Source organism: Croceicoccus naphthovorans, assembly GCF_001028705.1.
Taxonomy (GTDB): Bacteria; Pseudomonadota; Alphaproteobacteria; order Sphingomonadales; family Sphingomonadaceae; genus Croceicoccus; species Croceicoccus naphthovorans.
Window position 1 is genome coordinate 84,089 of sequence record NZ_CP011771.1, and the last position, 22,891, is coordinate 106,979.

Genomic DNA, 22,891 nt, shown 5'->3' on the forward strand with positions numbered 1-22,891 from the left:
TGCAAGGATAGAATGGATGGCGTAGTGGGTCTGCATCAACGTATCCGGTCTCAGGCTTGCTGTCCTGGCCAAGATGGGTTCCGCGCGGGTGGGGCCTCATAAAGCTATCGGCGTCATGCGCCACATTTTTAACCAGGCTAACCGCTCCGCCGGTTCGACCGTTATGCCATCTTTCTCACCTCCACAGACATGTCGAGCAGCCGGTTCTGCCAGGCCGCAATTGCGTCAGGTCAAGCTTGCTTGCGGCCGATATGCGTCGCCGCGCCGAAGGACAGCCCAGGCGATCCGAGCCAGCTTGGCAGCCAGCGCAACCACCACAACATTGGGATGCGCGCGTGCAAGCAGATTGCGGATCCAGGCCCCGAGTGCCGTTGGTCTTTCGGCGAAGTGCCGCATCGCCGCCCGCGCGCCGTGGATGAGCTGGGTTCGCAGGTAGCGATTTCCGCGTTTGCTGATCCCGAGCATTTTGGTTTTGCCGCCGGTTGAATGTTGGCGCGGCGTCAGACCGAGCCATGCAGCCAGATCGCGTGCCTTGGCGAACGCGCTGGCATCACCCACTGCGGCGACCAAGGCCGTTGCATTGATCACGCCGATGCCGGGAACCGTAACCAGACGCCGTGCCAGATCGTCTTCCCGCGTCATTGCAATCAATTCCTCGTCATAGGCGCTGATCCTGCGATCAAGGTCCGCCCATTCCTCTCGCAAGTCGTTCAGTAGACGCAGCATTCGGGCGCTGATCGCAAGTTCGCCCGACATAAGTTCGCCCAGTCGCCGGATCAGAGGAGCACGCCGTTGCGGCAGGATGATGCCACGCTCCAGCAAGACCGCGCGCAATTGGTTGGTTAGCCGTGTTCGCTCCGCAACCAGCCTCGCTCGCGCCCGATGCAGAATTTGTAAATCCAGCTGCGCTTCGCTTTTCGGCGTCACCAGGCGCATTGTCGGACGGGTCGCGGCTTCGGTGATAGCCTCGGCATCCCGGTCGTCGGTTTTCTGGCGCCTTGACGTAATGCTGAACGTATTCCGGCGACATCAATCGCACGACGTGTCCCTGCGTCACGAAGATGCGGCTCAGAAAGTGCGCCCCGCAGCATGCCTCCATCGCCACCACGCATTGCGGCAACTTCGAGACGAACCTGATCAGCCCCTCGCGCGTCATTCGCCGACGCATCACGACCGCGCCCGTGGCATCAAGGCCTGCGACGCTGCAGCTGTTCTTGCCAAGATCTACGCCCAAAATGCTGATCGCCGGATTCGTCATAGATCTTCTCCACTTCCATTCCGGCAGCATGATAATGCCGGTCGGTGAGGGGCGGGCCATCCCATAAAGCCACCGCGTATTTCGCCCCAGATGCAAAGTGAGGTACGCGTTCATCGCCGAGCATCGTGATCGTTTCCGTGTGCGGGCAATGTGCCGGTGCCTCGCCGTGCAGCCCAGTGGCTATTATGCCTGGCAGAAGAGTCCGCTGAGCCAGCGGGCTCGGGAAGACGCTCGGCAGACGGAGTTGCTGCGGCAAGCCTGGAACGACAGCGGCAAGGTCTATGGCTACCGCAAGCTGCACGATGTGCTCGATCGGGGAGAGACATCCTGCCCGAACCGTATCGCCCGCCTGACCAGACTGGCGGGTATCAAGGCGCAGATCGGCTACAAGCGCCGGCCGGGCAGCTATGGCGGCAAGCCATCGCTGGCGGTCGACAACACTCTGGATCGCCAGTTCGACGTGGCTGCGCCAGACCGGGCCTGGGTGACGGACATTACCTACATCCGCACCATGGAGGGCTTTGCCTATCTGGCCGTCGTGATCGATCTCTACTCCCGCCGGGTGGTGGGGTGGTCGATGCAAAGCCGGCAAACCACCGATGTGGTGCTGCAGGCGCTGCACATGGCTGTATGGCGGCGCAAACCGAAGCAGCGGGTGCTGATCCACTCAGACCAGGGCTCGCAGTTCACCAGCATGGACTGGGCTGCGTTCATCCGGGCTCACAATCTTGAGCACTCGATGAGCCGACGCGGCAACTGCCATGACAATGCCGTCGCCGAGAGCTTCTTCTCCTCGCTCAAGCGCGAACGCATCCGCCGCCGCACCTACAAAAACCGCGAAGAAGCCCGACAGGACGTGTTCGATTACGTCGAGATGTTCTACAACCCGGTGCGCAAGCAGGTCAGGAACGGGATGCTGTCACCCGTCGAGTTCGAACGGCAGCAGATTTTGAAAGCGGAAGGCGTCTAGTCATCTGGAACTGAAATAAGCTTCATTGTATGCTGCCTGCGCGAGAGGAGCGCAGTATGGCCAACGCTATCGGCAGACCGACGAAACCAGTGGTTCTGGAAGCGGAGGAACGGGAATATCTGGAGCGGCAGGTGCGCCGACGGCGAGTGTCCCGTTCGATGTCGGAACGATGCCGGATCATCTTACGATGTGCAGACGGCATCCAGAGCAAGGTCGTGGCGGCTGAGTTGGGCGTGCACGAGCACACAGTCGGCAAGTGGCGCAGGCGCTTTCTCAAGGATCGTATCGAGGGGCTGCTGGACGAAGCTCGACCAGGCAGACCCCGGACGATCGCGGATGATCAGGTGGCAGCCGTGATCGAGCGGACACTGCGCTCGAAGCCAGATGACGCGACCCACTGGTCAATCCGTTCGATGGCAGGCGCGACCGGCTTTTCACATACCACGATCCGCCGAATCTGGGCGGCCTTTGGATTGCAGCCGCATCGCTCGGAGACGTTCAAGCTGTCCAGCGATCCGCTGTTCGTCGACAAGGTCCGTGATATCGTTGGCCTATATCTGTCGCCGCCCAACCGCGCATTGGTGCTCAGCGTGGACGAGAAGAGCCAGATCCAAGCACTCGATCGCGAGCAGCCGGTCCTGCCGATGATGCCCGGCATGCCCGAGCGTCGCACGCACAGCTACGTCCGCCATGGCACGACCTCACTCTTCGCCGCGCTTGATATCGCCTCGGGCTTTGTCATCGGGAAATGCTACAAGCGGCACCGCGCCGCCGAGTTTCTCGACTTTCTCAAGCAGATCGACGCGCAGGTGCCGCCCGACCTCGATGTCCACATCATCATGGACAATTACGCCACCCACAAAACCGCGCTGGTTCGGACATGGCTCGCTCGTCGGCCGCATTACCACGTCCATTTCACGCCGACCTCGGCATCCTGGATCAACCAGGTCGAACGTTGGTTTGCAGAGCTCACCCGCAAGCAGTTGAAGCGCGGTGTCCATACCTCCACCAGCGAGCTGGAGCAGGACATCCGCACCTTCATTGAACGCCACAATGAGAACCCGAAGCCATACCGGTGGACCAAGTCGGCCGACGAGATCCTCGCCTCCGTCAAGCGCTTCTGCCAAACCGCAGAACGTACATTATGCGGCGAACTTTAGATTCAGATGACTAGCTCGTCGCCCCATATCTCATCGTTGTATAATGTGCAAATATTATCCCATTACGCCATTTGCCGCGACCGGAACGGCGGCCGCCACTCGGTCTGGAATGAGGCCTGTTCGGAGGCATCAAACCGCACGCGACTGAAGCGAGTGATACCCACCGGCGCGCCGGGCTTCGTCCAGGCGCATTCCCGCATCAACGGCGGCGAGGATCGCTTTTTCGGCGATTTCTACTTCTTCGGCGATCGCAACGACTTCCTCGACCCGGCCCGCCGGAATCGCGACGACCCCATCGGAATCCCCAACCAGCCAATCGCCGGGCTCGATCCGCACCTCTACAAGTTGAATCGGCACACCATAAGCATGCGCGGTGGATCTGTCTTTGGCAGTCCGCATTGTGACGCTGCGGGAGAATACAGGGTATTTCAGCAAAACACAGCAATCGCTGTCTCGGCAGACACCATCGATCACCGTGCCTGCGACGCCCTTCTTGTGCGCCACACGGGTCAAGATATCGCCCCAGACGGTCTGATCCAATTTACCGCCGTTGTCGATTGCTACCACTGCCCCTTCGGGCACGTCGTCGATATAGTCTCCGACTATTCCCTGGGTCAGTCCGACCGGAAGCATCTGAACCGTGAAGGCTGGTCCCGCAAACTTCATCCCCCGTGCTACCGGCAGGATTCCAATCGCCTGGCCGCTGATCGCCAGACGATCCAGCGCATCGGACAAGGCGGTTACACCCACTGCATTCAGCCGCCTAACGAGTGTTTCCTCGCTCATCTCTTTCCCTGCCTATTTCAGCATTTCTTCGTAGTTCGCACCCATCACGTGATCAATTGGAGCGCCTTGCTCAAGCGCAGCGATCATGGCGGTTTCACGGCCAAGGATTCGCTCTGCCTCTGCCAGAACTTCGTCCACATGTTGTTGGTCGAAGAACACGACGCCGCTTCCATCCGCCACAACCCAGTCCCCGGGGTTGACCACTATGCTGCCGATTGTGACTCGGCAGCCCCAGTCATGCTCCGCGACCCGACCGCGCGCTGTAAGCGGAACAACTGCGCTACCGAAGACTGGGAAACCAAGCTCGCTGCTTTCATCCAGATCGCGACAAGCGCCGTCGACGATCACGCCGGCAATGCCTTTCCGTGCCGCGGCCCGGCTCAGCAGGCCACCCCAGCCAGAGGCATCGGTCCTTCCGCGATGCTCGACGACCACGATCTCACCCGGTTGTGCCGCCATGATGGCAGAGGCCCCCAGGTGCCGTTTGGGTAGTCCTTCGATAGCCGGTCCGAGTTTCACGGTCACAACCCTGCCGGAAATGCGCTGCCTGTTTGCGGTCAACCGGACGAGACCTGGGACGGTTCCGCGGAGACCGAGTTTGTCGAGTGCGTCTGAAATGGTGCAGGTGTCAAGGGCGGCGACACGCTGAGTAGCTGCCAAATAAGACGTTGGTGAGATGTCTTCAGGCATTGTCCGGCACCATCGCTATCGCTTCGCACTGCACCAGGATGTTGCCCGGGAGGTCATCGTAAACCAGCATATGCCGAGCCGGCCGCGACGAAGGATCGGGAAAGTGCGTGAGCCACAATTCGTTGATTGCCGGTCTAAGCTCTTTCGTCTTCACATAGAAGGTCAGTTTGGCAACATCGTCGAAACGCGCGCCGGCTGCTGCCAAGATCCGGTCCAGGTGCCAGAATGTCAGGCGGACTTGATCGCCAGCGTCTTCCGCCACTTCACCGGTTGCCGGATCCAAACCGTAGACCCCACCTGTCACGACAAGACGGTCCACCCGGCTCGCGGCAGGGATCGGATTGCCGGAATGGTGAAGGCCTTCAACTTCGATGCTGCGTCGTGTCACGATCCCCAATCCTTGAGAGCGACCTGTTGAATTACCGGAAGTCGCCGAAAATCTGCATCGTCGCCAGGCACGCAATCAAACGTCGAGACGGGAAAACAATCGACGGGCATTGCCTTCGAAAACACCGTTTAGAGCAGCCTGGTCAAGTGAAGGAAGCGCCTCGATCACGGGCTTGAGATCGTCGTAGTGACGCCCTGAAACAGGATCGATGCCGTCTCCCGATCCGGGCCTTTCCGTTCCGAAACAGCATCGGTCGTGTCCCACGGTCTTGAACAGAAGCGCGAGCGAATCCGGGTTATGAAGAACCGTGTCAAACCAGAATTTTCGTAGAATTTCATCGAATTGGGGTGCATCGGCAGCGATACGCCCCTGGGCCCGGGCCATTTCCCGATGCGAGCGCCACCGTCCGATCTGGTAGGGAATGGGACCGCCGCCATGGCTAATCATCAACTTGAGGTCGGGGAACCGGTCGAACACGTCGGCCCGGTAGATCGAGGTAATCGCCAGTCCCTCTTCCGCAATGAAATGCTCATCATAGGTCTCGCGCCCGTTGCAGCATTGTCCCGAATGGATATGGGCGGCAAGATCCAACTCACACAATTTCTCGTACAGCGGGTACCAATAGGGATCGCCGAGCGGAGGCGACCCGTTCATCCCCTCACTGGGGTCAGGGTTCAGCAAGACGCCCACGAAACCAAGCTCATCCAGCACTCGCTCGATTTCATCGAACAACGAGGTGACCGGCCGATCAACTTGCTGCGGCAAGGCTCCCACTCCCCGGAAGCGATTCGGATGCATCCGAACTGTCCGGGCAATCATGTCGTTTGTGTCACATGTCCAGTCGACGATGTCATTCCACCGGGCAGTTCCATTCAAGGTCAGGAATGGTCGAGGAGAAAGCAACTGCAGGTCGGTCCCCACCGCATCCATGATCCTGACGTTCTGGTCCGCGCTCTCTTCCAGCAGACGCTCGGACACCTGTGCACGATAGCTGCTGCCATATTGCCCCCCTGAAACCACAAGATTGCTCCTGTGCGCGTAGAGCGCCGCAGGCGCGACAAGGTGAGCATGGGCGTCGATTATCATTGCTTTGCGATCTTTCAGAGAAGTCCGGCCCTGGCTGGCAATTTCAGCAATGCTCAGCAGCCGATATCAAATCGGATATACCAGATACCGGGGCAGGACGGACGTATCGAGCTCGGCCCGTCTGGACAGCAGCTTCAACGCACCGGCTTTTTCCAAACGGATGGTATCCAGATATTGACCCGCAGCCAGGACTTGGGTGATGCCGCTATCGGTGGGCGTCATGAAGACCGAGAAATTCGATCGCATCGAGATAGTAGAGGCATCGGCGCGTTGATACGCGACGCGCTGGACGAAGTGACGGGTGCGATAGTCCTGGAACGTATCGACCCAGATATCGTTCACGAAAGTGACGCGATCCTCGAGCCGGGATCGGCAATCATCGTACATGAAACCCAGGGCGAGACCATTTTCCGAATTTTCGGCGGCACGGCAGATATAGGAGGCCTCGTCTTCCTCGGAATAGTTGGCGAGCCAGCCCTCCATGTCCTTGCCGTCAAGCGCGCTGGAGTCCGCTAGCAGAAGAGCGTCGAGCGCGGCCTCGATCGCAGTGTCGGTCTGCGTCATGCCTCGGCCCTCTCGAAACCCATCACCGACCGGTAATATTCCCAACGGGGAAGATTGCCGCTCTCGTCGTTCTGGAGGAATTCCGACTCCAGCTTCGACTGGTCGTGCACTCCCTTCTGGAAAATAGCATTGCCAGGGGTGTGATTGCCGATGTGGATGCGATGGAAGACCGACGCGTCCTCCATGCTGATCAGGCCGCAGGGGCCCAGCAGGTTGGAACTTTGCCGTAGGCGATGGCTGACCATGTCCTCATCATCGTCCTGGTGTGCGAAATAGGCGTAGTGGACTTCAACCGTCTCTTCGTCGATCGGGGTCGCGAAGCGCAGATTGATCACATCGAGATGCTTGGTCGAAACGAAGGTCGGGAAGAGCGAAACGATGCGCGACCCGACCGAGGGATCCTGCCCCTTGAAGGCGATCAGCGAAGCGTCCTTGAGCACTGTGGGGCCACTGACCACCGACAGCGCCGATTCGAAACAGATGTGCACGTGTTTCGTCGCGGCGAACTGGCGTCCCTTACCGCCTTGCCAATTGAGCATCTTGAATGCCTGGTGGAGCAATGGCGCATGGTAGCCATCATTGTCGGTATAGGACTTCCAGTTGCTGTCGTAGCGCACCTTCTGATAGCCCAGCAGCTTGAGCCTGCCGTCCCCTCCCAGCAGTTCGCGCAAGGTGTTCTGCGAATCGCCGAGGAATTCCGTCAACGTTTCGGTTTCAGCCGAAAGGGTCACGAAAATCAGGCCGTAGAAACTGTCGAACCGGGGCTGCGCCAAGGGATAGTCGGACTTGTCGAAGCCGGGCAGGAAATCGCGATGGTTGGGGCAACCGACCAGATCGCCCTTCGAATCGAAAAGCCAGCGGTGATAGGGGCATTCGAATTCGGTCTTGTTCCCCATCACCGCGGTTTCGAGCTGGTTGCCGCGATGCGAACAGGCGTTGTAAAACACCCGTACCAGCCCTTCAATATCGCGGGCAATCAGCAGCGGGACGCCAGCCAAGCGGAAGGTTTTGAAATCGCCTGGATTGGGCAATTCGCTTTCATGCGCGACCGGGTGCCATTCCTGCCCGAAAAAGATGCGCTTGATCTCCTCCGCGTAGATGTCCTTGCGGGTGAACGCCGCTTTCGGAACCTCGTTGAAGTTCTTGGGCCAGGTCAACCCCGTTTCGGTCATCGCGAACCTTCTAAGCGGCAGCCCCCAAATCTTCAGCTTCGAGCGCCTTGCCCAGTTCGGCCCACATCTGACCGGACTTGCGCGCGCCTGCCAGATAGGGCTCCGGACAGAGATGGTATGGCGGACGCACCGGCCCAGCCTTCATCCAGCCACCGGCGTCCATCCGCGCCTTTTCCAGCGCAATATTGTAGGTCGAGAATTCCTTGAAGCTGCCGTTCGGGAACAAGGGTGCCGCGGTCGGGCCGAGGCGGCCCATGAACGCCTTGGCCGCGCTCCAGTCGCCGCTTGCGCGAGCCTGGACGACCAGGTCGCGCAGGGTCGTGGTTACCAGCGGGTGGCAGACCGCGCCGCTCGACCAGAAGGCATCGACCGAATCATCCATCCGCGCCGCTCCGTAATAGTCGAAGTCGATCGGCAGCAGCTTGATCCGACCGCGGATCGCGGCCAGGTCGGGCAAGAGGTTGGCGACGCCGATATATTTGGCGGTCACGACCTGAGGAATTTCAGCCACCTGAGCCCAGAACGGCCGCGGGAAATCGAATTTGAAGGCTTCCGGGTTCGCGTAGATCGCGATGTTCATTTCCGGCACGGCCTCGGCAACGTCCTTGTAGAACTGGACAGCGACGTCGAGGCTCGGCGCGCACCACATCGGCACGCCGAGCATTGTGCCGTCGGCGCCCAGTTCAAGCGCCTGGCGCGTCAGCGCCACCGTATCGCGGGTGTTGATGCAGGTCGTGCCGACGAAGACCGGAACCCGGCCGGCCGCCGCGTCGACCAGCGCACGCATGAAATCCAGCTTTTCGTCAAGGGTCATGGTCGCCGCTTCACCAAGCGTTCCCATGCTCAGGATGCCGTTGATCCCGGCATCGATCAGCCCGTTGACCACGCGAGCGGTTTCATCGAGATCGACGGTTTTGGTCGCACGCCAGTCCGACGCGTTAGCCTTGGACGGGGTCGGAATGATTGCCCAAGCGCCCTTGACATCGGTGGCGCTCAACAAAGTCTTTGCCATGGCTCATGCTCTCCCATTGGAAATAGCCCCGCCTAAAGCGGGACGTTCCCCATTGTGTAATGCTTTTCCTTATGCCACTTCAAGTCCTAATATCGGATTCTCGCCGCTACTGGCCGAATTTTCCGAAAATCGAATAGATCTGGCGGCGCCAGGACGGACGCAAGGGAGGTTGTGTGGACGAGACTCTGTCGAAGCGATTCCATGACAAGGTGGCCGTGGTCACAGGCGGAGCGCAAGGTATTGGCCTAGCGACCGCAAGGCGCCTGGCCGAGGAAGGCGCAAGCGTGGTCATCGCCGACCGCGCAGCGGAGGCGGCTGAGGTTTCGGCCGCACAGCTTCAGGCAGAAGGCAGCAATGCTCTGGCTGTCGCGGTGGACCTGGAGCATTGCGAGGGCGCGGTCGAGTTGTATCAGTCGGTCATCGACCGCTTCGGGCGAATCGACGTCGCCGTCCACAACGTCGGCGGTACGATCTGGGCCAAGCCCTACTGGGACTACGCCCCGCAGGAAATCACCGCGGAAATCAACCGGTCGCTGTGGCCGACCCTGTGGTGCTGCCACGCAGTGCTGCCCCACATGCTGGCGGCAGGGCGCGGCGCGATCGTCAACATCGGCTCGGTTGCGACACGCGGGGTCAATCGCGTGCCTTACGCCGCTGCCAAGGGCGGGGTCGCTGCGCTGACCGCTGCGCTTTCGCTTGAACTCGAAGCCAGCGGCATCCGCGTCAACTGCGTCGCGCCGGGCGGGGTCAACGTGACCAGAGTCACCCCGCGCAATCCGGCTGCGCCCACCGACGCGGATCGCCTGGGGTTCGGCCAAGTGATGGAGCAGACGCTGCGCGATACGCCGATGGCCCGCTTTGGCGAGCCCGAAGAACTGGCCGCGGCGATCTGCTTTTTCGCCTCCGACGATGCGTCCTATGTCACAGGCCAGACGCTGTACGTGGCTGGGGGCGGCATCGGCTGACCGCGCCGCCGGAAATCAGCCCGCCTGCTTGAGCAAGTCCCGCAAGGAAACATTGGCGTCTGCCAGGCTTGCGGCGCTGGCGCGGGCTCGCCTTTCGACGAGCCGCTTGCCCACCCCCATGTCGGGCGCGCGGTTGACCGTCAGTACGCCTTCGATCGTTTCACCGGCCAGGAAGAAGGCGACGAAGGTGTTGCTGTCCATCTCGCCGCGAATTGCGATATCGGCTTCTACGGGAATTTGCCCGCAGAACTGGATGTTGAGATCGAACTGATCGCTCCAGTACCACATCGGCTTGCAGTAGGAGACCTCCTGCCCCAGCATCGCCAGGGCGCCCGCCTGCGCCTGGTCGGCAGCGTTCTGGTAGGTTTCCTGCCTGAACCGTCCGCCGAAAAACCCGTCCTGCTCGGCCACGTCGCCCGCCGCGAATACCGCCGGGTTGCTGGTCTGGCATCGACGGTCGACGATGATCCCGTTGTTGACCTCGATCCCGGCATCGCGGGCCAGCGAGGTGGCCGGCACGATCCCCACCCCCACGATCACGGCATCGCACGGAATCACGGTGCCATCGTCTGCCACGACCGCGCTGACACGGTTGCCGGCAAACCTGAAGCCGGTCACGCCGCAGTTGAAATGGGTCGCTACTCCCCGCCTGCGATGCTCCTCGCCCAGCCATTGCCCAAAGCGCCGGCCGAGCGCTCTTTCCATCGGCACTGGCATCGGCTCGACGACGGTGACCTTGCAGCCGAGTTTTACCGCACTGGCGGCGACTTCGGCGCCGATTACGCCCATGCCGACGATCACGATGCTGGCACCTTCGCGCAGGTCGAGCGCCATGCGGGTCGCATCGTCTCGTGTGCGCAGATAATGGACGTTCTCGCAATCGGCCCCGGCAAGGTTGAGCTTGCGGGCGTGACCGCCCGTGGCGAGCAGGATCCGGTCCGCCTGAACCAGCTCGCCCCCTGACAGGCGGACCCCGCCGCTCGCAAGGTCGATTGCTTCGGCTCGGGTGCCCAGGCGCATGTCGATACGGTTATCGTCGTACCAGGCCTCGTCCTGCAGGAAGAAATTGTCCGGAACATTTGCCGGTTCCCACAGCACTTCCTTGGAGAGCGGCGGCCGTTCATAAGGACGCCACGGTTCTTCGCCGATCAAGGTGATCCGCCCGTCGAACCCTGCCTGCCGCAGGGCTTCGACTGCGCGCCCACCGGCCAGGTTTGCACCAACTATAGCAATCGAGCGCACTTAGTTCTCTCCCAAATTTCTGTTTGCCACGTCAGGGCTGTTCAGGGCAGCCGCGGTGACTGTCTATCTTTGCATATTATACAACTCGTTGCAAGTGATGGATGATGAGGCACTCTCTACCGCCCGATCTTTTCCAGGCGCGATGCAGGTTGCCGGCGAGTCATGCCAAGGTCTCGAGCTACCTGCGCGACATTGCCCTGTGCAGCCTCAAGCGCTGCTTCGACGATCGTGCATTCAAATGTTTCCAGCCCTTCCCCGTTCTGTCGCAACAGTCCGACCAAGTGACTGATCGACTGATCCTGTTCTTTACCGACCTCGGCGCCCGACACCCGTCCATCGTTGGTCAAGGCCAGGTCGGCCCTGATGCACGCGCGACCCGAGCCGAGGAACAGGTGCCAAAGGTCGATCGCCTCGCCATCGTTCACCAGCAAAATCGCACGTTCAACCATCGTTCGATTTCCCTGACATTGCCCCCTCGTGGCCCTCATATCGCCCTCTATCTCGTATCCGCACTCCTGCTTGACCCGGAGAACCTTGCTCTGAGCCAGCGGGGACAGCATCGAGATTTCATCAAGGAACAGTGTGCCGCCATGCGCCAACTCGAACCGTCCCGCTCGGCCCGCCAGAGTCAGAGCCTTTATCATACTCAAATTATGTGTAGAGCGTTCGGCCATTCTGGCGCTCGTGATCGGGCGCGCTGGCAAAGATCGCGTTGGTCAGACCGCGCGACCCCCAACCGACAGTTGCACCCGAATGGGAATTTTTCTCTCTGATTACCCCCTTGCAACTTAGTCTAGGCCGCATCCCTTTTCGGGGATGCCGCGACTTCCATTTTACGCCATTCATGGCCAAGCAAGTACGCAGAGCCAGACCGAAGTCGATCGGGCAAACCCAGCTCTCAGTTATCGACCAGGATCATCTTTCGCACCATGTCCTGAACATCCACTTTTGCCTTGTTGTCCAGCAGCACGGCAACCCGGTTGATGGTTGCGATCACCGAGGTGTACTGGCCATGCGCATAATAGGCATCGATCGGGTAGACGACTGTCTTGTCGACCGGCGCCCGCTGGTAGCTGAGCTGGCCGATGCCATAGATCGCAAGCCCGCCTGCTTCGGCATGGCCCATCATGCGTTCGGCCCGATCCCGAGTGATATCGCCGCCGAATTCGACCAGTTCCGGCGGTGCAATCGTTGGTCCCACATGGGTTGGCTTCCACCGCGCGGCGCCGATCACACCCGCCACGTTCAGCAGTTCCTTGAACTCGAATTTTTCGGCCATGGTTCTCGATCCTCCACATTCGGATACAGGGTGTCGTTCCTGCGGTGTTTGCCGTCTGGCCGAACCGGCGGATCAGGCGTCGGGACGCTTGCCGATGCCGACGCCGCCGTCGCTGAGCAGGACCGTTCCGGTCATGTATGCGGAATCGCGGCGCGAAGCCAAAAGCGCGTAGAGACCTGCATGATCGTCCGGCTCGGCGATCCGCGCCAGTGGCGTCATGCCCGCGATCATTCCGTCCAGGCCAGGCATCTCCTCCATCTTGGTTTCGGAAAACCCGCCAGTCTTGGTGCCGCTGAACGGAGTTCGGGTGCCGCCCGGCGCGACGCCATTGACCCTGATATCGGGTGTCAGTTCCCAGGCCAGCTGCCGGATCAGGCCAAGCACCGCGTGCTTCGATGCGACATACAGCGTCCCGCCGCCGCCAGTGTAGTAGCTCGACGTCGAGGCGGTAAAAACGATGCTGCCTTTGGTTTTCCTCAGTTCGGGGAGAGCGGCGCGCGCACCGAAGAAATACCCCTTCAGGTTGACGTCAAAGATTTCGTCGAATGTCTTTTCCAGAATCTTGGGATCCTGCTGCTCGAGTGGCACCATGAAATCCCAGATCCCGACATTGCCGACAAAGACATCCAGCTTGCCAAATGCCGCGACAGTCTCGGCAACGGCCCGGGCATTGTCTGCAAAGGAACGGACGTCGCCCGCGACCACGGTGACCTTGTCACCGTGGCGCGAACGCACCAGCTGGGCCTGATCGTCGTCGCGGACGAGCACGCCGACCCTGGCCCCTTCTTCGATGTAGCGGGCGACCACCGCCGCACCAATTCCGGTTGCGCCGCCGGTCAGCAGCGCAACCTGTCCTTCAAGCCTTGCAGACAATGCCTCTCTCCTCTTCAAACCGATTGTACGGGTTGGACAACCTTACTGGTCGAACATCCCCACGCGCCCTTCCTGCAGATTGACGATAACCGACTTGGTCTGCGTGTAGTGGTTCAGCACCTCATGGCTGAATTCACGACCGAAACCGCTCTGCTTGTATCCGCCCAGCGGCATGTTGGGCTTGAGGTTGTAGTAACGGTTGATCCACACCGTTCCGGTTTCGAGCTTGCGGGCAATCCGGTGCGCGCGGGCGATGTCCTTGGTCCAGACGCCGCCGGCCAGGCCATAGGTCGTGTCATTCGCCAGCGCCATCATATCGTCTTCGTCGTTCCAGGTCAGCACGCTGGTGACAGGGCCGAAGATTTCCTCGCGAGCGATGCGCATCGAGTTGCTGACATTGGTGAAGACCGTGGGCTTGATGAAATGCCCGTCGGCCAAGCTATCGTTCCGGCTGCCGCCGGTAAGGACGGTCGCGCCTTCCTCGGTGGCCAGCTGGAGATAGCTCTGGACCTTGTCCATCTGCATCTGCGAAGCCTGCGCGCCGAGTTGGGTGCCGAAGTCGAGCGGATCCCCCTGCCGGATGCCTTCAAGAGCTTCCTTGAACTTGGCGAGGAACTCGTCCTGGATCGATTGGTGCAGGAACAGCCGCGAACCGGCCAGGCAGACCTCACCCTTGTTCAGCACCGTCGACATCGTGGCGCTCTCCACTGCCGCATCGATATCGGCATCCGCGCAAACGATGTGCGCCGACTTGCCGCCCAATTCCAGAGTCTGGGGAATGATGTTCGAGGAAGCATACTGGATGATCCGGCGAGCCGTCGCCACCGAACCGGTGAACGCGACCTTGCGGACATCCTCGTGGGTCACCAGCGCTTCACCGACGTCGGCGCCGTAACCGGTCACGACGTTGATTACGCCCGGGGGCAGAAGGTCGGCCATTTCGACGAAGAATTCGATAACCGAAAGGCAGACGGTTTCCGCGGGCTTGAGCACCACCGTGTTGCCTGAAGCCAGGGCTGGCGCGATCTTGCAGGCCATCATCAGGATCGGAACGTTCCACGGAATGATCTGCGCACAGACCCCCAGCGGCTCGCGGTGAACGATGCCGATCGCGTCGGGAAAGTCCAGCGCCTGGCCGTGCAGACCATAGGCCGCGCCGGCGAACACTTCGAACTGGCCGATCGCCTGCGGCATGTCGAAGTGCATCGATTCGCGGATCGGCTTGCCGTTGTTCAGGGTTTCGAGCGTGGCGTAGTGCTGGTGGCGTGCCTTGAGCCGGCGGGCGACCTCGATCAGGATTTCCTGACGTTCGGCGGGCGAGCTTTCCGACCACTTCGGGAAGGCGGCCTTGGCCGCTGCGACCGCGCGCTGGATGTCCTTGGCGTTGCCGGCCTGGATCTTGGTGAGCACCGCCCCGGTCGCCGGGTTGATCAGGTCGATCGTCTTGCCGCTGTCGCCCGAAACCCATTCACCGCCAATGAAGTGTCCGTATTCCGGCTTGATGCCGTATTCGTTTTCCGTGCTCTTCAGTTGGGTAGCCATTTCAAATCTCCTTCCAAAACTATTCTACTGCAATGACCAGGTTTCCGGCCGGAAACAGACGGCAAGCCAGGGCATAACCTGCCTGGAGATCGCTATCCGACACCTTCGCCGCACTCATCTTGCCGGTCCGATAATCGCCTTCGACTACCTTCACCCGGCAAATTCCGCAGCCGCCGCCCCGGCAACCAACCCCGATATCGCCGGCACCACAACGTTCCATTGCGAGGAGGACCCGCTCGTCCCCGCCGCAGGTAAACTCGCCGCCGCCGACCACGCGGATTTGATAGAGGCCGGTCACGGTTCTAGCCATGTCCAGCTGCCTTCGCGGCTGCTTTGGCAGCGAAGGACTCTCCACCCACCGCGAAATGACCCGGTGGAATCTCGCGCAGGATGACGCGAACCGATTCGCGCGGAGCGCCGATCGATTCGATGGCGGCAGCGGTCAAAGCCTGGATCAACCGCTCCTTATCGTCGGGAGTCCTCCCTTCGAGCATATTGACCTCGATGATCGGCATTCAGGCCTCCACCTGGAACATGACCGAACCCAGCCCCTGGACGGTCGTGCGCACCGTCTGGCCAGGCGCGAGATTGGGCGCGGCGGTAATCCCGCCCGCCATCACGATGTCTCCGGCCGAAATCTCCTCACCAGCTTCGGAAACAAGCCTGGCTGCCGCGACCAGCGAGCGCAGGGGGTGGCCGAGAATCGCGGCGGTCGAGCCGATTTGCGTGACTTCCCCGTCGATTTCGAGGTAAACGCCGAGGTTCGAGAAATCCATCGCCGGATTGTTCCAGGAACCGATCACCAGCCCGGACGACGAGGTGTTGTCGGCGATGACATCGGACAGCGCGAACTTGAAGTTCTCATAGCGGCTGTCGATGATTTCCATGGCTGGGGCAATCGCCTCGACCGCCGCCAGCGCGGCCGCCGCCGTCACTTTTCCGGCCAGCGGCGCCTTCATCAGGAAGGCGACTTCAGGCTCGACCCGCGGATGGACAAAACGCGCCCGCGACATGGCCGTGCCCTCCTCGATCAGCATGGCATCGGTCAATCGCCCCCAGGCGACCTCGTCGACCCCGACCTGCAGCATCTTGGCGCGGCTAGTCAGCCCCATCTTGACCCCGATGCGGCGTTCGCCCCGCGCCAGCCGCCGATCGACCGACAGCTGCTGGACCCGGTAGGCATCCGCGACGCTCAGATCGGGATCGGTATGGGTGAGCTGCGGAGTGGCACGCGCGTGCAAGGCGGCGCTGTCGAGGATTTCTGCGTATCGCTCAAGTTTGTCCATTGCGATGTGCCTATGCCGCGCGTGTGGAAACGAGATCGAGCGCGACATCGACGATCATGTCTTCCTGCCCCCCGACCATCCGGCGCTTGCCCAGTTCGATCAGGATTTCGCGCGTATCCAGCCCATACTGTTCGGCGGCCTTTTCCGCGTGGCGCAGGAAGCTCGAATAGACCCCGGCATAGCCCAGGCTCAGCGTTTCGCGATCCACGCGCACCGGGCGGTCCTGCAGCGGACGGATGATGTCCTCCGCCGCGTCCATCAGCGCCATCACGTCGCAGCCATGGTTCCAGCCCTTGCGGTCGGCGGCGGCGACGAACACCTCGAGCGGCGCGTTGCCGGCCCCTGCTCCCATTCCGGCAAGGCTCGCATCGATCCGCACCGCACCCTCCTGGGCCGCGACGATCGAATTGGCGACGCCAAGGCTGAGGTTGTGGTGGGCGTGCATGCCGCGCTGTGTTTCCGGCTTGAGCACGCGGTCATAGGCCCGCAGGCGATCGCGCACCCCGTCCATGTCGAGTGCGCCGCCGCTGTCGGTCACATAAACGCAATGCGCCCCATAGCTTTCCATCAGCAGGGCCTGCTGTGCCAGCGCCTCGGCATCGATCATGTGGCTCATCATCAGAAAGCCCGAGACATCCATGCCGAGGTCTCGGGCAATGCCGATATGCTGCTTGGCGACGTCGGCTTCGGTGCAATGGGTCGCGACCCGGACCGAACGCACCCCAAGCGCATAGGCGCGGCGAAGTTCCTCGACCGTGCCGATACCCGGCACCAGCAATGTGGTCAGCACGGAGTTCCTGATCACGTCGGCGGCGGCTTCGATCCATTCCCAGTCGGTATGGGCGCCGAACCCGTAATTGAACGAGGTGCCGTTGAGGCCATCGCCGTGCGACACCTCGATCGCATCGACGCCGGCATCGTCCAGCGCCTTGGCAATGGTGCGGACACTGTCGGTGCCATACATGTGAAGAATGGCATGCATGCCGTCACGCAGGGTGACGTCCTGGATGTAGAGCTTACCGGTTTCGGGGTTGAAGGTCATGCTGCCACCTTTTCGAGGTGCTGTTGGGCCAGACGCTCACCCGCTGCCTTGGCGGCGGCGGTCATGATGTCGAGATTGCCGGAATACTTCGGAAGATAGTCGCCAGCGCCCTCGACCTCGAGGAACACGCTGGTCTTCAGGCCGACGAATTCGCCGTAGCCGGGGATCTTCAGCGGCCGGTTGGAGCCGAACGGTTCGAACTGCACTTCCTGCTTGAGGCGATAGCCGGGCACATAGGCTTGCACGGTCTCGACCATTTCCTTAACCGAGGCGCGGATAGCCTCCTCGTCCACCTGATCGGTAAGCGTGAAGATCGTATCACGCATGATCATCGGCGGTTCGGCGGGATTGAGGATGATGATCGCCCGGCCGCGGCCGGCACCGCCCACTATCTCGATCGCCTTCGCGGTGGTCCGGGTGAATTCGTCGATGTTCGCGCGGGTGCCGGGCCCGGCAGACCGCGAGGACACCGACGCGACGATTTCAGCGTAATGAACGGGGGTCACCCGCGAAACCGCGGCGACAATGGGAATGGTCGCCTGACCGCCGCAGGTGACCATGTTGACATTGCGGATTTCGCTGTCGAGCACTCCGCCGACCGGCGGGACAAAAAACGGCCCGATCGCGGCAGGGGTCAGATCGACAACCAGCTTGCCGTCGGCTTGCAGGGCCGCATCGTGTTCCTTGTGGGCGTAGGCCGAAGTCGCATCGAATGCGATGCCAATCTCGGGGTAGGCCGACAGCTTGCGCAGCCCTTCAATACCCTCATGGGTTGTCGCCACGCTGCGTTCGCGGGCCATGGCGAGGCCTTCCGAGGCCGGGTCGATCCCGACCACCGCCGCCAGTTCAAGGGTATCGGACCCCTTGAGCAGCTTGATCATCAAATCGGTACCAATGTTTCCGGAGCCGATAATGGCGCACTTCATCTTGGTCATTCTTCGATCTCTCCGTTCATCTGCGTCAGCCGACCTCGGCAGCGAAAGCCGCCCGCACCGTTCCGACGCCATTGATTCTCGCTTCCACGACATCGCCGCGCGCGATCCCGGCCATTGGCCCGAGCGCACCGGACAGGATCACGTCGCCTTCAAGCAGCGGGCGTCCGACCCGGGCCATCACCCGCGCCAGCCACAGCGATGCGGTGATCGGGCTGCCGAGGCAGGCAATCCCCGCCCCCACGGAGATCGGCTCGCCCTTTACCTCCATCACCATGCCGCATTCGCGCAGGTCGAGCGCTTCGAGCTTGCGCGGCACCGCACCCAGCACGAACAGCCCGCTCGAGGCGTTGTCGGCGACGGTGTCCCAGATGCGGATGTCCCAGTTGGCAACGCGGCTATCGACGATCTCGATCGCGGGTACGACATATTCGACCGCACGGATCATCTCGGCGGTGGTGAGATCGGGATAAGGCAGATCACGGCCGACGACGATCGCGATTTCGGCCTCGACCTTGGGCTGGATGACCTGATCGAGCGAGATCGGAATCCCCTCGGGCACGTCCATGTCGGAAAACAGCATGCCGTAATCGGGCTGGTCGACGCCAAGCTGGCGCTGGACCGCCACCGAGGTCAAGCCGATCTTGCGGCCGACCAGGCGCCGTCCGCTGTCAAGGGCGTGCCGGGTGTTGATTTCCTGCACGGCGTAGGCGGCATCCACCCCGCCAGCCGAAATGAGATCGCGGATCGGCGCCACCGGCTTGCCGCTGGCAGCCGCGCCCCGTAATTGCTCGGCCGCCTGCTGGATGGCCATGGGATCGATCTTGGTTTCAGTCGTCATGGTCTCAAAGCTTCACGCAGACGTTTTCGGTTTCGGTGTAGAATTCGAGGCTGTGCACGCCGCCTTCGCGGCCGATACCGGAATGTCCGGAACCGCCGAATGCGGTGCGCAGATCCCGCAGGAACCAGCAATTGACCCAGCAGACGCCAACCTGCATCGAGGCGGCGACTCGGTGCGCCCGCGAGAGGTTTTCAGTCCAGATGGTCGCGCACAACCCGTAGTCGGTATCGTTGGCCAGGCCGATCACCTCGTCTTCGCTATCGAAGGGAATGACCCCGCAGCACGGGCCGAAAATCTCTTCGCGCATCACCGAACTGTCGTGCGCCAGGCCGGTCCACAGCGTCGGCTCGACATAAAAGCCACCCGCTTCATCCCCAGAAATCGCGGGAACCCCGCCCCCGGTGACGACAGTGGCGCCTTCGGCCACCGCGCGCGCATAGTATCCCAGCACCTTTTCCTGGTGCTCGGCGCTGATCAGCGGCCCCAGATAGGCTGGATCGCCGGTCGCGCCTGGCTTGAACGCCGTGGCCGCCACAGTCATCCGCTTGACTAATTCGTCGAAAACCGGCCGTTCGACATAGACCCGCTCGGTCCCAAGGCAGACCTGCCCGGTGTTGAGAAATACCGAACGCGACAATCCTTCGACCACCTTGTCGAGATCGGCGTCGGCGAACACGACGGCCGGATTCTTGCCGCCCAGCTCGAACGAAATGTCGCGCACCCCGACCGCAGCTTTCTGCATGATCGCCTGGCCGGTGCCGGTTTCGCCGGTGAATGTGATCGCATCGATATCGGGGTTCGAGGTCAAGAATTCCCCGGCCGAACCCGCCCCGAAACCATGCACCACGTTGTAGACACCCTCGGGCATCCCGACCGCGTTCATGACTTCGCCCAGCAGCGCCGCGGTCCGCGGCGTCTCTTCCGATGGCTTGACCACAACCGTGTTGCCGCACGCCAGGGCCGGTCCGACCTTCCAGGTCATCAGCAGCAGGGGAAAGTTCCACGGGCAGATCACCGCGATCACACCCTTGGGCTTGCGCACCACGTAGTTGAGCGCCTTCCCGCCGTCGGGCGTTGCCGTTGCAAACGATTCAGTCGGGGTCGTCGAAATGACGTCGGCAAACATCCGGAAGTTCGCGGCACCGCGCGGAATGTCGATATGCGAAGCGACATGGCGCGGCTTGCCGGTATCCGCCACTTCGGCTGCGAGGAAATCGTCCGCGCGGCGCTCGATCTCGGTGGCGACCGCGGAGATGAGCTTGACCCGTTCCGCCGTGTTCATCTTGCCCCAGGGGCCGTTAAGCGCCGCCTTGGCCGAAGCGACCGCATCGGCCACATCGGCCTCGCTCGCCTCGTGGACAGTACCAATGCGAAGGCCGGTCGCAGGAGCGAAATTGTCGAAGGTCTTGCCGGTGCTTCCACGGCGATAAGCGCCCCCGATGAAATTCAGGATGGTGTCGGTAACAGCCGGGGTATTCTCATTTGCCATGGGCTCTTCCATTCTCCGTAGCGTCTTGTTTCAATGCCGCGATGGCCGGACGCTCAATATTGCGTCGCCCCGATCGAGATGAGGGCTGCGTTTGCGCACTGCGTATCCAGTTCTTCGGTTCCGCCCGACACTCCGATCGCGCCGACGATTTCGCCGGCGATCGCGATCGGCAGTCCGCCGCCGAACATGGCGATTCCGGGCTTCGCGGCGATACCCCCGCTCAGCGCGGGATTGCCTGCGACCATCTTGTAGACGTCCGGCGACGGAACCTTGAAGCTGGCAGCGGTATAGGCCTTGTCCTGCGCGATCTGCGAGGATGGGAACGGTGCCCCGGTGGCGCGCAACAGGGCGACCAGCTCACCGGTGGCGCCAACCACTGCGGCGACGAGGGGACAGCCCGCCTCGCCGCCTTTCGCCACCGCGACCTGCACCGCCTTGGCGGCAAGATCGTGTCCCACCGACCGGATTGTCGCCACTCCGTTCATGCTCAGGTGTTCACCGTCATGAAGCGGTCGTTGAGCGCCTTCTCGTAATAGAAGATCGCCTTACCGGCATTCTCGGCCTGCCACATCCGGCGCGGATTGTCGGGATAGTAGGTGTAGCCGCCGCTGAACGTCTCGTTGCGGTTGCCCGACGGGTCGAAGAAATAGATCGTCTGCCCGCGCGTGATCCCATGGCGGGTCGGGCCGATATCGAGCGAAATGTCGTAGCGGCTGATGATGTCGGCGGCATGGCCGACGTCGTGCCAGGATTCGAGGAAGAACGACGTGTGATGGATCCGTCCGTCCTCGGGATAGCCCAGAAACGCCACGTCGTGGGCCTTGTTGCTGCACGAAAGGAAGATACCCAGACGAGTGCCCGAAGCCTCATCCAGCAATTCCTCGGTCACTGAGAAATCGAGTGCCTCGACAAAAATCTTTGCGCTCGCCGAGATATCCACGCCGTTGAGGGCGCAGTGATCGAACCGCGTCGCGCGCATGCCGCGCGGCTCGGCGATCCAGACATCCGGATTGCGTACGGCCGGTCCGGTCTCGGACAGCTCCATCTCGGCATAAAGATCGAACACGTGGGCGGTTGGCGTATTGAAGCGGATTTTTCGGCCAACGCCGGGATCTTCGCCCGCCGGAATGATATCGACGTGGACCCCCATGTCGAGCAGCCGCTCGGCAAAGTGGTCGAGATCGGCATCCTTGGCGACCTTGAATGCCATCCGGTCGAGTCCGGCAGAATCGGCCTCGCGCAGAATGATGCTGTGGCGATCGAACTCGTCGAAGGCCTGGAAGAAAGCCCTGCCTCCTTCGACGCTCACCAGGTTGAGGCCGATACGGTCACGATAGTGCTGGATCGCTTCATCCAGATCGAGGACGCGCAGCTGGACATAGCCAGGGCGAAGTACACCGGTCAGCGCCATTTCAGTTCTCCTTGTCCCTTCAGGCGTTGAGGCCGTTCTCGAAAAATTCGGTCACCATGCGGTTGAAGCTCGCCATCCGTTCGATCTGCACCCAATGGCCGCATTCCGCGAAAACGTGCAGGTCGGCGCGCGGCAAAAGGCTGGCAAGGCGAACGGTCGAATCCAGCGGAATCACCTGGTCGAACAGGCCGTGGAGGATCAGCGTTTCGTGCTGCAGTGCCGCCACGTCTTCCTCGCGGCTTGCCAGCATCGCGATGTTGGCCTGCCGGTCAAACCCGCCGAACGTCGCGTAATACGGCTCGTGCGCTTCAGGACGCGCACTCGCTTCGTAACGCGACTGGACAAGGTCTTCGGTCAGACGGCTGTGGTCCCAGGCGAGGTACTTGAGCGAGGCGCGCATTTCCTCCAGCGAAGGCTGGTAGCCCCAGACTAGGTCGAGCGCCGGCGTGATCGGGAAATCGAGCCCGGCCGGGCCCATCAGCACCGCCCGCTCGACCCGATCGGGATGCGCGATCATGAATGCCAGGGTTATGCCCCCGCCGAAGGAATTTCCGACCATCGAGACCTTGTCGATCCCGAGGCCATCCAGCAGGGATGCAACCTGATCGACCCACACCCGCTTGTCTTCGATCCGGCCCTTCGAATCCGAATAGCCAAACCCGAACATGTCGGGCGCGATGACGCGGAAGCGCTTCGCGAGCTCGGGCATGTTGAGCCGCCAGTTCGCCCAGGCGGTCACCCCGGGTCCCGATCCGTGGATCAGCAGGACCGGTGCGCCATCGCCCACATCGTGGTAGTTCGTGACGCTGCCGTCAACCGTGACTGACTTGCCAATCTCCGGGCGTGCGATGTCGATGGCAACGGCAGTCATGGCTCTCCCGATCAATTGTCAACAGCTTTTTG

Annotated in this window: 24 protein-coding genes and 2 pseudogenes; 3 read left to right on the forward strand and 23 right to left on the reverse strand. The window is 61.7% G+C overall.

The genetic code is table 11. The features are described 5' to 3' along the window. Positions 1 to 225 precede the first annotated feature (225 nt). Positions 226 to 1,258: pseudogene (locus AB433_RS18020) on the reverse strand (IS110 family RNA-guided transposase). A 67-nt stretch (positions 1,259 to 1,325) separates the two neighbouring features. On the opposite strand from AB433_RS18020, the pseudogene AB433_RS18025 reads away from it, so the two are divergent. Further along, positions 1,326 to 2,228: pseudogene (locus tag AB433_RS18025) on the forward strand (IS3 family transposase); the annotation flags it as partial. Between the two features lie 56 nt (positions 2,229 to 2,284). Continuing rightward, complete coding sequence (locus AB433_RS18030; protein WP_007016001.1) at positions 2,285 to 3,388, forward strand: IS630 family transposase; 1,104 nt, start codon at positions 2,285 to 2,287, stop codon at positions 3,386 to 3,388. A 129-nt stretch (positions 3,389 to 3,517) separates the two neighbouring features. Here the strand turns inward: AB433_RS18030 and AB433_RS18035 are convergent, their stop codons facing one another. The 7 genes from AB433_RS18035 to AB433_RS18065 form a co-directional block, all read right to left on the reverse strand. Then, a complete protein-coding gene (locus AB433_RS18035) occupies positions 3,518 to 4,174 on the reverse strand; it encodes an RraA family protein (protein ID WP_047824514.1) in 657 nt (218 codons plus the stop codon). A 12-nt stretch (positions 4,175 to 4,186) separates the two neighbouring features. Further along, complete coding sequence (locus tag AB433_RS18040) at positions 4,187 to 4,864, reverse strand: RraA family protein (RefSeq protein WP_007015999.1); 678 nt, start codon at positions 4,862 to 4,864, stop codon at positions 4,187 to 4,189. After that, entirely contained in the window at positions 4,857 to 5,252 is a 396-nt protein-coding gene (locus tag AB433_RS18045) for a RidA family protein (RefSeq protein WP_037485723.1), read from the reverse strand. Before AB433_RS18045 ends, AB433_RS18040 begins: the two co-directional genes overlap by 8 nt. A gap of 75 nt (positions 5,253 to 5,327) precedes the next feature. Further along, positions 5,328 to 6,338 (reverse strand): amidohydrolase family protein, encoded by a 1,011-nt coding sequence (locus AB433_RS18050; RefSeq protein ID WP_007015997.1) that lies wholly within the window; start codon positions 6,336 to 6,338, stop codon positions 5,328 to 5,330. Positions 6,339 to 6,404: 66 nt separating this feature from the next. Next, positions 6,405 to 6,902, reverse strand: a complete 498-nt coding sequence (locus AB433_RS18055) for an aromatic-ring-hydroxylating dioxygenase subunit beta (RefSeq protein WP_007015996.1) — start codon at positions 6,900 to 6,902, stop codon at positions 6,405 to 6,407. Further along, on the reverse strand, positions 6,899 to 8,074 hold the full coding sequence (locus tag AB433_RS18060) for an aromatic ring-hydroxylating oxygenase subunit alpha (RefSeq protein WP_007015995.1): 1,176 nt from the start codon (positions 8,072 to 8,074) through the stop codon (positions 6,899 to 6,901). Before AB433_RS18060 ends, AB433_RS18055 begins: the two co-directional genes overlap by 4 nt. A gap of 10 nt (positions 8,075 to 8,084) precedes the next feature. Further along, positions 8,085 to 9,086, reverse strand: coding sequence for a dihydrodipicolinate synthase family protein (locus AB433_RS18065; protein ID WP_007015994.1), 1,002 nt, complete (start codon positions 9,084 to 9,086; stop codon positions 8,085 to 8,087). Between the two features lie 173 nt (positions 9,087 to 9,259). Between AB433_RS18065 and AB433_RS18070 the strand changes: the two genes are divergently transcribed. Further along, positions 9,260 to 10,051, forward strand: coding sequence for a 1,6-dihydroxycyclohexa-2,4-diene-1-carboxylate dehydrogenase (locus AB433_RS18070; protein ID WP_007015993.1), 792 nt, complete (start codon positions 9,260 to 9,262; stop codon positions 10,049 to 10,051). Positions 10,052 to 10,066: 15 nt separating this feature from the next. Here AB433_RS18070 and AB433_RS18075 read toward each other — a convergent pair whose 3' ends face one another. The 15 genes from AB433_RS18075 to AB433_RS18145 all read right to left on the reverse strand — a co-directional run bounded on the left by AB433_RS18075 (position 10,067) and on the right by AB433_RS18145 (position 22,859). Beyond that, the gene (locus AB433_RS18075; RefSeq protein WP_007015992.1) at positions 10,067 to 11,293 is read right to left on the reverse strand and encodes an NAD(P)/FAD-dependent oxidoreductase; all 1,227 of its coding nucleotides are present in this window, start codon (positions 11,291 to 11,293) and stop codon (positions 10,067 to 10,069) included. Positions 11,294 to 11,409: 116 nt separating this feature from the next. Then, positions 11,410 to 11,967, reverse strand: coding sequence for a helix-turn-helix domain-containing protein (locus AB433_RS21590; protein ID WP_138921581.1), 558 nt, complete (start codon positions 11,965 to 11,967; stop codon positions 11,410 to 11,412). Positions 11,968 to 12,191: 224 nt separating this feature from the next. Further along, positions 12,192 to 12,572, reverse strand: coding sequence for a hypothetical protein (locus AB433_RS18085; protein WP_007015990.1), 381 nt, complete (start codon positions 12,570 to 12,572; stop codon positions 12,192 to 12,194). Between the two features lie 72 nt (positions 12,573 to 12,644). Further along, complete coding sequence (gene hcaB / locus AB433_RS18090) at positions 12,645 to 13,445, reverse strand: 3-(cis-5,6-dihydroxycyclohexa-1,3-dien-1-yl)propanoate dehydrogenase (protein WP_007015989.1); 801 nt, start codon at positions 13,443 to 13,445, stop codon at positions 12,645 to 12,647. A 42-nt stretch (positions 13,446 to 13,487) separates the two neighbouring features. After that, a complete protein-coding gene (locus AB433_RS18095; RefSeq protein WP_007015988.1) occupies positions 13,488 to 14,987 on the reverse strand; it encodes an aldehyde dehydrogenase family protein in 1,500 nt (499 codons plus the stop codon). A gap of 19 nt (positions 14,988 to 15,006) precedes the next feature. Then, positions 15,007 to 15,297, reverse strand: a complete 291-nt coding sequence (locus AB433_RS18100) for a 2Fe-2S iron-sulfur cluster-binding protein (RefSeq protein WP_047824518.1) — start codon at positions 15,295 to 15,297, stop codon at positions 15,007 to 15,009. Next, positions 15,290 to 15,502: a 2-hydroxymuconate tautomerase gene (locus AB433_RS18105; RefSeq protein WP_007015986.1), complete on the reverse strand. Its 213-nt coding sequence runs from the start codon at positions 15,500 to 15,502 to the stop codon at positions 15,290 to 15,292. Before AB433_RS18105 ends, AB433_RS18100 begins: the two co-directional genes overlap by 8 nt. Continuing rightward, positions 15,503 to 16,273, reverse strand: coding sequence for a 2-keto-4-pentenoate hydratase (locus AB433_RS18110; RefSeq protein ID WP_007015985.1), 771 nt, complete (start codon positions 16,271 to 16,273; stop codon positions 15,503 to 15,505). A gap of 10 nt (positions 16,274 to 16,283) precedes the next feature. Next, on the reverse strand, positions 16,284 to 17,315 hold the full coding sequence (gene dmpG / locus AB433_RS18115) for a 4-hydroxy-2-oxovalerate aldolase (RefSeq protein ID WP_007015984.1): 1,032 nt from the start codon (positions 17,313 to 17,315) through the stop codon (positions 16,284 to 16,286). After that, positions 17,312 to 18,250 carry an acetaldehyde dehydrogenase (acetylating) gene (locus tag AB433_RS18120; RefSeq protein WP_007015983.1) on the reverse strand — a complete coding sequence of 313 codons (939 nt, stop codon included), beginning with the start codon at positions 18,248 to 18,250 and terminating at the stop codon, positions 17,312 to 17,314. The genes dmpG and AB433_RS18120 overlap by 4 nt, the downstream gene beginning before the upstream one ends. 25 nt (positions 18,251 to 18,275) lie before the next feature. Continuing rightward, positions 18,276 to 19,088 (reverse strand): 2-keto-4-pentenoate hydratase, encoded by an 813-nt coding sequence (locus AB433_RS18125; protein ID WP_007015982.1) that lies wholly within the window; start codon positions 19,086 to 19,088, stop codon positions 18,276 to 18,278. A 4-nt stretch (positions 19,089 to 19,092) separates the two neighbouring features. Next, positions 19,093 to 20,577, reverse strand: a complete 1,485-nt coding sequence (locus AB433_RS18130) for a 2-hydroxymuconic semialdehyde dehydrogenase (protein WP_037485729.1) — start codon at positions 20,575 to 20,577, stop codon at positions 19,093 to 19,095. Between the two features lie 53 nt (positions 20,578 to 20,630). Further along, positions 20,631 to 21,062: a GlcG/HbpS family heme-binding protein gene (locus AB433_RS18135; protein ID WP_007015980.1), complete on the reverse strand. Its 432-nt coding sequence runs from the start codon at positions 21,060 to 21,062 to the stop codon at positions 20,631 to 20,633. Positions 21,063 to 21,064: 2 nt separating this feature from the next. After that, positions 21,065 to 21,988, reverse strand: a complete 924-nt coding sequence (locus AB433_RS18140) for a catechol 2,3-dioxygenase (RefSeq protein WP_007015979.1) — start codon at positions 21,986 to 21,988, stop codon at positions 21,065 to 21,067. 19 nt (positions 21,989 to 22,007) lie between these two features. Next, positions 22,008 to 22,859 (reverse strand): alpha/beta fold hydrolase, encoded by an 852-nt coding sequence (locus tag AB433_RS18145; RefSeq protein ID WP_007015978.1) that lies wholly within the window; start codon positions 22,857 to 22,859, stop codon positions 22,008 to 22,010. Positions 22,860 to 22,891 lie beyond the last annotated feature (32 nt).

What these genes read in the sequence shown, in the direction of transcription:
- AB433_RS18105 (WP_007015986.1), bottom strand. Translation starts at nt 15,502, where the DNA reads ATGCCGATCATCGAGGTCAATATGCTCGAAGGGAGGACTCCCGACGAT.
- AB433_RS21590 (WP_138921581.1), bottom strand. Translation starts at nt 11,967, where the DNA reads ATGGCCGAACGCTCTACACATAATTTGAGTATGATAAAGGCTCTGACT.
- AB433_RS18055 (WP_007015996.1), bottom strand. Translation starts at nt 6,902, where the DNA reads ATGACGCAGACCGACACTGCGATCGAGGCCGCGCTCGACGCTCTTCTG.
- AB433_RS18085 (WP_007015990.1), bottom strand. Translation starts at nt 12,572, where the DNA reads ATGGCCGAAAAATTCGAGTTCAAGGAACTGCTGAACGTGGCGGGTGTG.
- AB433_RS18095 (WP_007015988.1), bottom strand. Translation starts at nt 14,987, where the DNA reads ATGGCTACCCAACTGAAGAGCACGGAAAACGAATACGGCATCAAGCCG.
- AB433_RS18140 (WP_007015979.1), bottom strand. Translation starts at nt 21,988, where the DNA reads ATGGCGCTGACCGGTGTACTTCGCCCTGGCTATGTCCAGCTGCGCGTC.
- AB433_RS18110 (WP_007015985.1), bottom strand. Translation starts at nt 16,273, where the DNA reads ATGGACAAACTTGAGCGATACGCAGAAATCCTCGACAGCGCCGCCTTG.
- AB433_RS18135 (WP_007015980.1), bottom strand. Translation starts at nt 21,062, where the DNA reads ATGAACGGAGTGGCGACAATCCGGTCGGTGGGACACGATCTTGCCGCC.
- AB433_RS18145 (WP_007015978.1), bottom strand. Translation starts at nt 22,859, where the DNA reads ATGACTGCCGTTGCCATCGACATCGCACGCCCGGAGATTGGCAAGTCA.
- AB433_RS18100 (WP_047824518.1), bottom strand. Translation starts at nt 15,297, where the DNA reads ATGGCTAGAACCGTGACCGGCCTCTATCAAATCCGCGTGGTCGGCGGC.
- AB433_RS18035 (WP_047824514.1), bottom strand. Translation starts at nt 4,174, where the DNA reads ATGAGCGAGGAAACACTCGTTAGGCGGCTGAATGCAGTGGGTGTAACC.
- AB433_RS18120 (WP_007015983.1), bottom strand. Translation starts at nt 18,250, where the DNA reads ATGACCAAGATGAAGTGCGCCATTATCGGCTCCGGAAACATTGGTACC.
- AB433_RS18065 (WP_007015994.1), bottom strand. Translation starts at nt 9,086, where the DNA reads ATGGCAAAGACTTTGTTGAGCGCCACCGATGTCAAGGGCGCTTGGGCA.
- AB433_RS18040 (WP_007015999.1), bottom strand. Translation starts at nt 4,864, where the DNA reads ATGCCTGAAGACATCTCACCAACGTCTTATTTGGCAGCTACTCAGCGT.
- dmpG (WP_007015984.1), bottom strand. Translation starts at nt 17,315, where the DNA reads ATGACCTTCAACCCCGAAACCGGTAAGCTCTACATCCAGGACGTCACC.
- AB433_RS18130 (WP_037485729.1), bottom strand. Translation starts at nt 20,577, where the DNA reads ATGGCAAATGAGAATACCCCGGCTGTTACCGACACCATCCTGAATTTC.
- AB433_RS18030 (WP_007016001.1), top strand. Translation starts at nt 2,285, where the DNA reads ATGGCCAACGCTATCGGCAGACCGACGAAACCAGTGGTTCTGGAAGCG.
- AB433_RS18060 (WP_007015995.1), bottom strand. Translation starts at nt 8,074, where the DNA reads ATGACCGAAACGGGGTTGACCTGGCCCAAGAACTTCAACGAGGTTCCG.
- AB433_RS18125 (WP_007015982.1), bottom strand. Translation starts at nt 19,088, where the DNA reads ATGACGACTGAAACCAAGATCGATCCCATGGCCATCCAGCAGGCGGCC.
- AB433_RS18050 (WP_007015997.1), bottom strand. Translation starts at nt 6,338, where the DNA reads ATGATAATCGACGCCCATGCTCACCTTGTCGCGCCTGCGGCGCTCTAC.